This window comes from Stenotrophomonas maltophilia, assembly GCF_001676385.1.
GTDB classification, from domain to species: Bacteria; Pseudomonadota; Gammaproteobacteria; order Xanthomonadales; family Xanthomonadaceae; genus Stenotrophomonas; species Stenotrophomonas maltophilia_J.
Genome location: NZ_LYVJ01000001.1, coordinates 416380 through 427517, shown reverse-complemented (window position 1 = coordinate 427517; position 11138 = coordinate 416380). Strand labels below are relative to the sequence as shown.

11 protein-coding genes are annotated in these 11138 nt (G+C 67.2%); 3 read left to right on the top strand and 8 right to left on the bottom strand.

Features of this window, described 5'->3' with window-relative positions:
• The first annotated feature begins 13 nt into the window (after window positions 1-13).
• Window positions 14-610, top strand: coding sequence for a GNAT family N-acetyltransferase (locus tag A9K58_RS02100; RefSeq protein ID WP_231109235.1), 597 nt, complete (start codon window positions 14-16; stop codon window positions 608-610).
• Here the strand turns inward: A9K58_RS02100 and A9K58_RS02095 are convergent.
• Window positions 607-1383 carry a CDP-diacylglycerol diphosphatase gene (locus A9K58_RS02095; protein ID WP_065197741.1) on the bottom strand — a complete coding sequence of 259 codons (777 nt, stop codon included), beginning with the start codon at window positions 1381-1383 and terminating at the stop codon, window positions 607-609. The two genes, A9K58_RS02100 and A9K58_RS02095, sit on opposite strands and share 4 nt — an antisense overlap.
• Before the next feature lie 68 nt (window positions 1384-1451).
• On the bottom strand, window positions 1452-2114 hold the full coding sequence (locus A9K58_RS02090; protein WP_065197740.1) for a decarboxylase: 663 nt from the start codon (window positions 2112-2114) through the stop codon (window positions 1452-1454).
• 168 nt (window positions 2115-2282) lie between these two features.
• Between A9K58_RS02090 and A9K58_RS02085 the strand changes: the two genes are divergently transcribed.
• A complete protein-coding gene (locus A9K58_RS02085) occupies window positions 2283-2579 on the top strand; it encodes a hypothetical protein (RefSeq protein WP_065197739.1) in 297 nt (98 codons plus the stop codon).
• A 69-nt stretch (window positions 2580-2648) separates the two neighbouring features.
• Here the strand turns inward: A9K58_RS02085 and A9K58_RS02080 are convergent, their stop codons facing one another.
• The 6 genes from A9K58_RS02080 to A9K58_RS02055 all read right to left on the bottom strand — a co-directional run bounded on the left by A9K58_RS02080 (window position 2649) and on the right by A9K58_RS02055 (window position 9708).
• The gene (locus A9K58_RS02080; RefSeq protein ID WP_065197738.1) at window positions 2649-3533 is read right to left on the bottom strand and encodes a hypothetical protein; all 885 of its coding nucleotides are present in this window, start codon (window positions 3531-3533) and stop codon (window positions 2649-2651) included.
• 142 nt (window positions 3534-3675) lie between these two features.
• The gene (dld, locus tag A9K58_RS02075; protein ID WP_065197737.1) at window positions 3676-5376 is read right to left on the bottom strand and encodes a D-lactate dehydrogenase; all 1701 of its coding nucleotides are present in this window, start codon (window positions 5374-5376) and stop codon (window positions 3676-3678) included.
• On the bottom strand, window positions 5373-6512 hold the full coding sequence (gene lldD / locus A9K58_RS02070; protein WP_065197736.1) for an FMN-dependent L-lactate dehydrogenase LldD: 1140 nt from the start codon (window positions 6510-6512) through the stop codon (window positions 5373-5375). The genes dld and lldD overlap by 4 nt, the downstream gene beginning before the upstream one ends.
• Window positions 6513-6516: 4 nt before the next feature.
• Entirely contained in the window at window positions 6517-7281 is a 765-nt protein-coding gene (gene lldR, locus A9K58_RS02065; protein ID WP_065197809.1) for a transcriptional regulator LldR, read from the bottom strand.
• A 53-nt stretch (window positions 7282-7334) separates the two neighbouring features.
• On the bottom strand, window positions 7335-8993 hold the full coding sequence (gene lldP, locus A9K58_RS02060; protein WP_065197735.1) for an L-lactate permease: 1659 nt from the start codon (window positions 8991-8993) through the stop codon (window positions 7335-7337).
• 265 nt (window positions 8994-9258) lie between these two features.
• Entirely contained in the window at window positions 9259-9708 is a 450-nt protein-coding gene (locus A9K58_RS02055) for an MgtC/SapB family protein (protein ID WP_065197734.1), read from the bottom strand.
• 423 nt (window positions 9709-10131) lie between these two features.
• Between A9K58_RS02055 and A9K58_RS02050 the strand changes: the two genes are divergently transcribed.
• Window positions 10132-11085 (top strand): helix-turn-helix transcriptional regulator, encoded by a 954-nt coding sequence (locus A9K58_RS02050; RefSeq protein WP_065197733.1) that lies wholly within the window; start codon window positions 10132-10134, stop codon window positions 11083-11085.
• The last annotated feature ends 53 nt before the right edge of the window (window positions 11086-11138 follow it).

The window sequence follows — 11138 nt, the reverse complement described above, 5'->3', positions numbered from 1 at the left end:
GGTGGCAGGAATGATGACCGTTGCCTCCCCTTGCCCCCTTCCCCCACTGCGCCCGGTACTGCGCCGCCATCTACTGCAGCTGCAGGCTGCGCCGATCACGCTGCGCCCGTTCCAGCGCGCCGACCTGCCGCGCTGGCGCCAGTTCGACGATCGCCGCCAGCGCGGTCGACGAAACGTCGCAGGCATCGATGAGGAAGCCCGCTTCCTGGCCTGCATGCATCGCTCACGACTGGAGCAGGACAACGACCAACTGCTGCTGGGTGTGTTCGATGATGCGCAGGGCATGGTACTGGACCAGCTGCACATCCGACTGCATTCGCTGCACTCGCGGTGCGCCGAGCTGTTCTCGTCGCAGCACTGGCATGCGCACACCGCCGCCACGTTGCAGGTACTCTGCCCGTTCCTGTTCGAGGACGTCGGCCTGCACCGCTTGTTCACCCTGTTGCCGCCGGATTGCACCAGCCCTTTCGCGTCCGCCCTGCGCACCAGCGGATTCAGGGCCGAAGGAGTATTGCGCGACCACCACCTGGACTGCACCGGCTGGCACGACCGCCAGCTGCTGGCCCTGACCGCACCCACCTGGCGCATGCACCAGGTGCCAGCCGGCTAGCGCACCCGTTCCAGCGCGTGATCGCTGCCGGTCAACACCGAACAGGCATGGTCCTGCAGTTCCTCGGCACTGGCGTCGTTGCCGCTGGCAGCATCCACGCGGGTCGCCAGCAGGAGGAAGCCCGGGCCACCCGGCACCTGCTCGCGGCCCGCCACCAGCAGGCTCCACTGCCCCACGTCATCGACGCCGCTGAGGTCGTAGGCAAGCATATTGAGCGGATTCGCGGTCAGCTCCGCACCCCGCAGCAAGCGGGCCTGGTACTGATGGCCGCGCAACGGCACCGGCAGCGGTGCCCATCGGGTACCCAGCGCGCCGGCATGGGCATCCAGTGCCTGCAACACGTCGGCACGCAGGCAATCGACGTGGATATGCAACTGATGCTGCGAGCGGCCATGGGGCGAATTCAGTGCCAGGCTGGCGACGTTGCGTGGCAGCGGTTGGCCCAGCGCCTGTTCGGTATGGCTGCGGGCCCGCCAGGCGGCCGCAAAGTAGTTCGGTGCACCCCGCAGGTACAGGCCGCGGCTCTCGATGCCGCTGACCTTGTCCAGTGGCATCAGCAGGAACTGGTAATCGCCATGCGCATCCTTGACCAGGACATCGCGACGGTCGGCCGCCGCCTCCACCTGCAGGCAGGCGCCGCGCGGGCCCTCGGCACTGCGGCAATCACGCTCGATCAACCGCCACAGCGCGTCGGAACGGGGCAGCGGCGCAGGCACACTGGCGCAAGCCGACAACAGCAGCAGGGATGGCAGCAGGAACGGGCGCAGGGACACGGCAGCGACTCACGGAACGGGCACGGCAGACAGCGCCGCGCTGCATTCTAGCCAGTGCGGCGCTGCAATCAGTAGGTGCCGAACGGCACTTCAACCACTACGGGGGCTGCGCCCTCGCCCATCTGCAGGGTGTAGCGGTCCAGCGCACCATCGTCATCGGCGTGGGGCTGGCGCTGGAAGTGCAGCGGATAACGGTTGTCGGCCATGCGAATGGCGCTGCCGTCCGCCTCCAGCGTGGCTCCCTCCGGGATCAGCAGCCCACCGAGGTCACTGTAGGCACCAGGCACGTCGGCAAAGCGGTAGTCGGCCAGCTCGTCCACCCGCTGCATCGCATAGACATGCGGCAGGTAGGGGCGCGCAGGGCTGCTGCCATTGCTCAGGTCGTTCACCCAGGCCTGTGGCAGGTGGTAGTGTCCGCGCAGTGCGGCCACGCCCAGTGAAGGACTGGCCACCTGCAGGCAGCACACCGTGCGCTTGCCTTCACGATCGAGGATGGCGAAACGATCGCCACGGGTCGCCGCCTGCGGCAACATGGCGAACGCCAGATCGCGCTGCGCTGGCTCGTAACCTGCTTCCGTCTGCAGGTTGCGCCAGGCACCGAACACCAGGGGCTCGGCAGGCAGGGGCCCGGGCCCGGGTTCTGCCGCCGGGGCGGCAACCACCACGCCCAGCAGGGACAGCGCCAGTGCCTTCATCGTCCTGCCCTTGCCGCGGATACTGCCAGCCGTCATAACCTGTCCAACTTCTGCACCGGAACGGCCCGGCTTGCCCGCTGGCGGTACCAGCCATCCCTCCCACTATGCAACGGCCACGCTGTGCCGGCAATGACCGCAATGCTGACGCCTTTCGCATGACGGGTGCTATCGTTCCTGCCATCTTCCCTGCGCAGGAGCGCTCGCATGTCCGCTTTCCGTCTGTCCCTGCTGTTGCCTGCCTCGATCCTGCTGCTGTCGGCCTGCGTCAGCACGCCTGGCCCGCAGGTGAAGGGTGATGGCCGCTGCGACGCCAGCCAGCTGGGCTGGGCGATCGGCCAACCGGCCAATGAAGCCAACATCCGCCGGTTGTCCAGCGAAAGCGGCGCCGGCCTGGTCAACCCGATCGGCCCCAACACCATCACCACCCGCGACATCCGCCAGGATCGACTGCGCGTGTTCGTGGACAAGGACAACATCATCACGTCCACCCGCTGCGAATAATTCCTGTGGAGCCGAGCCCACGCTCGGCTGCTCTTGCGTGACAGCCGAGCGTGGGCTCGGCTCCACAGCTCAGGGCCCGGTATAGCCCGCGCAATCCGGCAGCGCCTGGTCCGGGTGGAATGCTCCCTCGCTGAATCGGAACAAGCGCGTATAACTGCACGCCGGGTCCTGCTCGGTGCGCAGGTCCTTCTTCTTCAATGGCCCCTTGGCCAGCGAATCCTCCGACCGCGAGACGCCCGCCGGGAAGCGGGTGGCCACCGTCTGGTAGCGCAGCACAGGCATGCCATGGGCCGCCGCGTCGAGGGACAGTTTTGCCGAGAACCCGTACTCATCGTGGCAGGCACCCGCGCGCTGCCTGGTGTCCTGCTCGCTGAAGCAGGCCCGGATCATTGCGTTGCCCAGCCATGGCAGGGTGAGCACGTCGTCGTCCACCTGGATGTCGTCCTGCAGATGGCGCACGCGCGCCAGCTGCAGCGTGGATGCATCGGCGCCGCCGCCGGAATACATGCTGCTGGACGTTACGATGCCACCCACCAGCACGTTCTGGCGGGCGCGCTGCTGCGGATCCGTCACCGCCTCGTCGCTTCCTACGCCGGGGGCCAGCCGCACGATCCATGGCCACAGCGTCAGCTCGCTTTCCCGCGGCACATCGATGGCGACATGGTAGGTCTGCGGCTCCCCTTCGGCAGCCACCCTTTCGGAGACCTCCAGCCCGGCCGGCCGTTCCCCGTCTGCAGTCGCCGGCTGCACGCGCGCGCACCAGGCCTGATCCCGCGTGCAGTAGTACATTCCTGACGCCCCTGTCTCGCTGGTCCGAAGCACCTGCCCCAGCGGCTCCATCACGTTGCCCGCAGCATCTCGCTGCTGCGGCAGGATCGAGGTCTGGGCCAGCGCAAGCAACGGGGTGGCCAGCAATGCGGCAGACAGCGTGGCGCGGGTAACGATGGTGGGCATGGGCGGCTCCTGCGTACGGGATTCCGATGGTAACCGCTGTCCGGGTGGCGTCGAGCCCTGCTCGATGTCGCCTTTGTAGAGTCGAGCCATGCTCGACTGCTGTCTGTCGGGACGAGCAGCCGAGCATAGGCTCGGCTCTACATCATCCACGGTCGCAGCCACCCCATCCTTTCGCCTTCGAAGTCTGGCCGACGCCAGGATTGAATGTATTGGTGGGGTCCAGCCGCCGATAGAACCCGGCCAGTGCCGGCTTGGCCGGATACAGGTGGCCCACGTTGTGCTCAGCGGGGTACTCGGCACCGCGCTGGTCCAGCAGCGCCCACATCGCGTGCTCGATTGCCATCGGGTCCTCCCCCTTGCGCGCGATGTAGTCCTGGTGGAACACGTGGCACAGGAAGTGGCCGTAGTACAGCTTGTGCAACAGGCGGCCATCGATGTCGGCCGGCAGCTGCTCGAACCAGTCGGCATCGTCGCGGCGCAGTGCGATGTCCAGCGCCACGATGTCCTGCACCCGGTCGCGATGCACTTCGCGATAGCGCACCGCGGCGCCGGCCACGGCGAAGCGATGCAGGAAGGCCTTGCGCCCCTCCTCCGGCGTGCAGTGGAAATAGCCGCCTTCGTGCTCGGCGAAGAACGCACGCAGCCACGCTTCTGTCGCCTCGGCATCCTGCGCCGAGACCTTCAGCAACAGGTGATGCTCATAACGCTGGCGGAACTCGCCCATGCGCTTGGGCAGGTGCGAGGGCAGCAGGCCGGTCAGCACCTGCATCGTCCGGTCGGTCACCCCACGCAGGCCCAGTCGTTCGAACCAGCCATCGACGCGGCTCTTCAGTGCGAACGCGGCGGGTACGCGTGCGGTGCCCAGGCGGTCGATCAGCAGGAAACTGTCCTTGCCGTAGCGCTCGCCGATGTCATAGGCATCGCGGTGGATGTATTCGCCGGCAATCGGCAGGCGCTCGAATCCGGTCAGCAGCTGCCGCCGGATCGCAGTGAGGCTGGCGGTGCGGTTGCTGCCGATGTAGAAGACTTCGGCGGCCTCTTTCTCGAAGGTATCCAGGCGCACCGCGAACACCGCCAGCTTGCCGGCCGAACCGGCCGCCTCGAAGTGGCGGCTGGGGTCGGCATTGAAGCGCGCCGGGCTACCGGCATCGACCTTGCGCACGTCCTCGGCGTAGCGTGGATCGGACGCGGCGCGGCCGTCGCCATCACCTACGTCGGCAACACTGTAGTCGCCAGCCTGCAGGCGCTGCAGGATCTGCTCGGGCGTATCACCCAGCGCGATGCCCAGATGGTTGACCAGCTGCAGCTGGCCCCGCGCATCGACCTGCGCATACAGGGCCAGCTCGGTATAGGCCGGGCCTCGGCGCACCAGCGCGCCACCGGAGTTGTTGCAGATGCCGCCCAGTACCGAGGCGCCGATGCAGGACGAGCCGATCACCGAATGCGGTTCACGGCCGAGCGGTGCCAGCGTCTGCTCCAGGCGGTCCAGGGTTGCACCGGGCAGGCACAGCACCTGGCGACCTTCATTCAACAGCTGGATGCCGGCCAGGCGCAGCGTGCTGACCAGCACGATCGGCCGGTCGTAGTCGTCGCCGTCCGGCGTCGAGCCGCCGGTCAGGCCGGTATTGGCCGCCTGCAGGATGATGGCCGTCCCCCCCTGCACCGCCGCTTGCAGCACGCGCCACAGTTCCAGCAGCGTGCCCGGGCGCACGACCGCCAGCACCGGGCCATCGCCAAAGCGGTAGCCGCGGCGGAAGCGGCGGGTGGCCTTGTCACCGGTCAGCACGTGGCGCCTGCCAACTGCATCGCGCAACTGCGCCAGCACCGCATCGTGGTCGCTCATGGCAGGCTGACCAGCGAATCGCGGCCGATGGCGGCGATGCAGCGTGCACCGGTCAGCGTCATCGCCACGCGCATTTCCCGGGCGATCAGGTCCAGCAGGTTGGCCACGCCCGCCTCGCCCTGCGCGGCCAGCGCGTAGACGAAGGCACGGCCCAGCAGCACGGTGTCGGCACCCAGCGCCAGCATGCGCACCACGTCCAGGCCGGTGCGGATGCCGGAATCGGCGAGGATCTTCAGGTCACCCTGCACCGCATCGGCAATCGCCGGCAATGCACGTGCGGTGGACAGCACGCCGTCCAGCTGGCGGCCACCGTGGTTGGAGACGACGATGCCATCGGCGCCGAACTTGACCGCATCGCGTGCGTCATCCGGATCAAGGATGCCCTTGATCACCATCGGACCCTTCCAGAACTCACGGATCCACTCCAGGTCCTTCCACGAAATCGAGGGATCGAAATTGCTGCCCAGCCAGCCGATGTAGTCCTCCAGCCCGGTCGGGTTGCCGCGGTAGGTGGAGATGTTGCCCAGGTCGTGCGGGCGCCCGAACAGGCCGACGTCCCACGCCCAGTGCGGGTGGGTGATGGCCTGGCCGATACGGCGCAGCGAGGCGTTCGGGCCACTCATGCCGGAGTGTGCATCGCGGTAGCGCGCGCCCGGTACCGGCATGTCCACGGTGAACACCAAGGTGGTCACACCTGCGGCCTGCGCCCGCTCCAGCGCGTTGCGCATGAAACCCCTGTCGCGCAGCACGTACAGCTGGAACCACATCGGCCGCTGGATCGCCGGTGCCACTTCCTCGATCGGGCAGACCGAAACGGTGGACAGGGTGAACGGGATGCCGCGGCTGTCGGCCGCGCGCGCCGCCTGCACTTCACCGCGCCGGGCGTACATGCCGGTCAGGCCGACCGGTGCCAGCGCCACCGGCATCGACAGTTTTTCGCCGAACAACTCGGTTTCCAGGCTCAGGTCGGACATGTTGCGCAGGATGCGCTGGCGCAGCGCGATGTCGGACAGATCGGAAACGTTGCGCTTCAGCGTGTGCTCGGCATACGCGCCGCCATCGATGTAGTGGAACAGGAACGGCGGCAGCCGGCGTTGCGCTGCAGCACGATAATCGGTGGAGGCGGAGATGATCATGGGGTCAACCGTGGGGGGAAGGCAGACGGGAGGCCCGCGCACGCCGGGCCTCGTTGTCATCGAGGGTGCGCAGCGTGGTGTGCACGAACTCGAGGTGGGCATGCGCGGCGGCGCGCGCGCGTTCGGGGTCGCCGGCCAGCACCGCATCCATCATCTCGCGGTGCTGGTCGGAGAGCGGCGAGAAGGTCCTCCCCGAGGTATAGAGCTTTTCGCGGCTTTGCGAGATGTTGGTCTGCAGCAGCTCGAACAGTCCACGCATCACCTGCAGCAGCACCAGGTTGTGCGAGGCCTCGGCGATGGACAGGTGGAAGGCCGCGTCGGCCTCCGCCTCGCCGGTGGGGTCATCCTTGCCGTGCGCATCCATCATGGTCTGGAAGGCCTGCGCGATGCGGGTGCGATCCTCGTCGGTGGCACGCAGCGCCGCATGCCAGGCGGTGGCACCTTCCAGCGCGTGGCGGATCTCCAGCACGTCGAAGCGGTATTCCGGATCGCCCTGGAACAGCGGCAGGTACGGCGCCAGCGGTTCGTCCAGCGCCTGCCGCGCACGTGCTGCGGGTTCGGCCACGTAGGTGCCGCCACCGACGCGTGCGGTCAGCAGGCCCTGGCTGGCCAGCTGCGCGATGGCCTCGCGCAACGCCGTGCGCGAGACTCCCAGCTGCACCGCCAGGGTGCGCTCGGCCGGCAGCCGGTCGCCCGGCCGCAGCCGCTGTTCCTGCACCAGGCCCCGCAGCTGCGCGGCCACCTTGTCCGAAATACGTTGCGTGCTCATGGCGCCATTGTGGCCCGAAGCACCCAGCGCGTGGTCGACCAACCGTGCATGGCTCAGGGAATCATCCAGGTCAGCCAGTAGGCCTGGGCCAGGGTGATCAGGCCGACCATCGTGGTGAAGACCAGGCTGTGCTTGACCGTGAAACGGAACAGGTCCGATTCCTTGCCGGCCAGGCCAACCGCAGCGCAGGCAATGGCGATCGACTGCGGCGAGATCATCTTGCCGGTGACACCGCCGGTGGTGTTGGCCGCCACCAGCAGCACGTCGGACACACCGATCTGCTGTGCGGTGGTGGCCTGCAACGCCGAGAACAGCGCATTGGACGAGGTATCCGAGCCGGTCAGGAACACACCCAGCCAGCCCAGGGACGGCGAGAAGAACGGGAATGCATCACCAGTGTGCGCCAATGCCAGCGCCAGCGTCGCCGACAGGCCCGAGTAGTTGGCGATGAAGGCAAAGGCGAGCACCATGCCGATCGAGTAGATCGGCACGCGCAGCTCGCGCACAGTCTCGCCGAAGGTCTGCAGCGCCGAACGGGCCGGCATGCGCAGCGCGATGATCGCGATCACCGCCGCGAGGATGATCGAGGTGCCGGTGGCCGAAAACCCGTCGAACTTGTAGATCGCCTCGTAGCTGAGCGGCGCGTCCACGATCGGCGGCATCTTCTGCACCCTCTGGTCCAGGCCGGGCACCGGGATCTTCAATACCCAGCTTTCCAACGGGCCGCCCGCCGCGAACAGCGACTTGAACGGCTTGATGCTCCACAGCGTGACCATCGCGGTGAGGATCAGGAACGGCGACCATGCCTTGGCGATCTGGCCAGCGCTGTAGCGCGGCGCCTCCAGTGCCTGTGCGGCCACCTCGGCGCTTGTTGCGGTATCGAAGCGGAAGATCCGCGCCGGCTTCCAGCGGCGCAGGAACAGGGTCAGGCACACCAGCGACGCCAGCGACGCAGTGATGTCCGGCAGTTCCGGGCCAATGAAGTTGGAAGTGAGGTACTGCGCGATGGCGAACGAGCCGCCCGCAACCAGCACCGCCGGCCAGGTTTCCTTGATGCCGCGCCAGCCATCCATGATCGCCATGATCCAGAACAGCACGATGAGAGTAAGGAACGGCAGCTGGCGGCCGGCCATCTGGCCAATCTCGAACGCATCCAGGCCGGTGACCTGCCCGGCCACGATGATCGGAATACCCATTGCGCCGAACGCCACCGGCGCGGTGTTGACGATCAGGCACAGGCCGGCGGCATACAGCGGCTTGAAGCCCAGCCCGACCAGCAGTGCCGCAGTGATCGCCACCGGCGCACCGAAGCCGGCCGCGCCTTCCAGGAAGGCACCGAAGGCGAAGCCAACCATCAGCATCTGCAGGCGCTGGTCCTCGGTCACCGACAGGATCGAGGCTCGGATGATGTCGAACTGCCCGGTCTTGACAGAAACCTTGTAGAGGAACACCGCGCCGATGATGATCCAGGCGATCGGCCACAGGCCGTAGACGAAGCCGAAACCGGCCGCGCCCAGCGCCTGGCTCAACGGCATGCGGTAGAACAACAGGGCCACGCCAAGCGCGATGGCCACGGTGATCGTGCCGGCGATCCAGCCCTTCATGCGCAGCACGGCCAGGGCAATGAAGAAGAAGGCGATCGGCAGCAGCGCGATCAGGCTCGACAACCACAGGTTGCCGGCGGGGTCGTACACGTGTTGCCAGGGCTGCATGAGGACTCTCGACTGGGGCGGGATTGCTCCACCGCAGGCGGTGGGTCGCCATGGTCATCGACTATTGGTCGTACCAATAACCCATTCGATCAGACCACTTGGAACGGATTTAACCGCCACTCCGACGATGCGCCTATTAGACCATAGAGTTATACACAGTATTGGTACTACCACTTCACGGGTTGTATCCCCCCTTCGGGGATCTGACCGTTCCTGCCACCCCAGGGCGGATCCCGAACAGGCTCCGCCCCCCCCCCTCAACGCCTCAGATCTTCTTCTCCAATCGCCGCATCACCGCCAGCACCAGCACGCACAGCACGCTCACGCCGATGGCGATCACGTACTTGCTGATCCCCACCGCAATCCCGATGGCCGCCGCCATGATCAGCGAGCTGGCCGTGGTCAGGCCGCTGACCTGGTCCTCGCGCGACCCACGCAGGATCGTGCCGGCGGCGACGAATCCAACGCAGGCCACCACCGCCTCGATCAGGCGTACCGGGTCGACCTGCAGCAGGTCGCGATAGCGCTCCTGCTGGAAATGCTCGGCCACCGAATCACCGAGGCCTACGATCAGCGCGGCGGCGCCGGCGATCAGCATGTGCGTGCGCAGGCCGGCCGCGTGCTTGCCCATTTCGCGCTCGATGCCGAGCACGCCACCGAACAGCATGGCTGCGGCCACGCGCAGCAGGATCGAGACATCCTGGTTGAGTTCCATCGACCGGCTCCGGGTTTTCCCCGAGCGTCGCGCGGTGCCCGTGGCACAACGGTGAAGGCGGCACCACACCACTTTCACCCGTTCACCCGGTGACGCGGGCGGCGCCCGGTAATCGTCCGCGTGACTGCGCCGGGCGATGAAACCTGAACCATGATTGATATATGCAGGGCCGGCGGAAATGCGTGCAGAACGGATGCGTATGCAGTGGCGAACGATCAAGTTGGCCCTGCGGGTACATCGGTTTGGCCCGTTCCGGGTCAGAAGTGGAGGAATCGAAGCGACAATGGGAAACACATCAGGTTCCTGCCCGGAAAGAACCCGCCCGGTCCTGATGCTGCCCGCCCCGCCGTGCCGCGGGCCGATCCGGCCCGCGCATCGTGCATGGGTGGCGGCGCCACATCCCTCCCCTGCACGTGCCCAGCGATGTCCCGATATTTCACTTTTGCTGATTACCGCCGTTTCGGCGAACGCCATGGCTATGACTACCGCGTCGAGGAAGGCGAGCTGCACGAAGACCAGTGGGCCGGCCGCGGTGAAGTCCATGAGCAGTCATTCCGCGGTGGGCTGGGACTGATCGCATCGGACGTGCATAACCGATTCACCTACACGGCCACGGCGGTCCATGGCGCCGGCCTCACCATCCGCCTGATGCTGCAGGGCCAGGTCGACGTCCAGCTTCCTCGCCGCAGGGGCTTCACGCTGCGGGCCGGGACGGGCATGACCACCGGCCATCATGAGCCGGTGTCGATGGCCGGCCGTCATCCGGGCGGCAGCCATCTGCGTGGGGTCAGCCTGATTGCGCCGGCCGATCTCGACGTCGATCTGCTGCGCCTGCCGGCATTGCAGCTGGCATTGAAGCCCGCGCTGCAATGCCGGCAATGGGCCATTCCCCGCGCCATGCTGCCAGCACTGGGCCAACTGTTCGACAGTCCCTGGCAGGAAGGCATCGATGCCCTGTGGCGCGAGGGTGTCGCATTGCAGCTGCTGGCTACTGGCCTGCAGGCCAACGGCATCAAGGTCGACCCTGGCCGCGCGCTGCGCGCCGGTCAGCGCATGCGCCTGGAGCGCGTGCGCGCCTACCTCCAGGACGAGCCCGGCCACGACCATAGCCTGGTCGAGCTGGCCCAGCTGGCGTGCATGAGCCCCAGTTCGCTGCGCCGTCACTTTGCCCAGCAGTACAACTGCTCCGTCTTCGACTATCTGCATGAGCAGCGCATGATGCGCGCCGAGCGCGGACTGCGCGAAGAGGGCTGGACCGTCGAGCAGGCCGCGGCTGCCTGTGGCTACCGCCACCCCAGCAACTTCGCCGCCGCGTTCCGCAAGCGCTTCGGCCTGGTCCCCAGCCGCTGGCGCACCGGTCCATCCAAGGTGGGGTGAGGATCCCTGCTCCGGTGGGTGTCGACCCTGGTCGACACGCTTCGGCACCCTTG

Coding starts and splice junctions, on each gene's coding strand:
- A9K58_RS02055 (WP_065197734.1), bottom strand. CDS start 9,708: ATGGAACTCAACCAGGATGTCTCGATCCTGCTGCGCGTGGCCGCAGCC.
- A9K58_RS02080 (WP_065197738.1), bottom strand. CDS start 3,533: ATGCCCACCATCGTTACCCGCGCCACGCTGTCTGCCGCATTGCTGGCC.
- lldR (WP_065197809.1), bottom strand. CDS start 7,281: ATGAGCACGCAACGTATTTCGGACAAGGTGGCCGCGCAGCTGCGGGGC.
- A9K58_RS02050 (WP_065197733.1), top strand. CDS start 10,132: ATGTCCCGATATTTCACTTTTGCTGATTACCGCCGTTTCGGCGAACGC.
- A9K58_RS02100 (WP_231109235.1), top strand. CDS start 14: ATGACCGTTGCCTCCCCTTGCCCCCTTCCCCCACTGCGCCCGGTACTG.
- lldP (WP_065197735.1), bottom strand. CDS start 8,993: ATGCAGCCCTGGCAACACGTGTACGACCCCGCCGGCAACCTGTGGTTG.
- A9K58_RS02085 (WP_065197739.1), top strand. CDS start 2,283: ATGTCCGCTTTCCGTCTGTCCCTGCTGTTGCCTGCCTCGATCCTGCTG.
- A9K58_RS02090 (WP_065197740.1), bottom strand. CDS start 2,114: ATGACGGCTGGCAGTATCCGCGGCAAGGGCAGGACGATGAAGGCACTG.
- dld (WP_065197737.1), bottom strand. CDS start 5,376: ATGAGCGACCACGATGCGGTGCTGGCGCAGTTGCGCGATGCAGTTGGC.
- lldD (WP_065197736.1), bottom strand. CDS start 6,512: ATGATCATCTCCGCCTCCACCGATTATCGTGCTGCAGCGCAACGCCGG.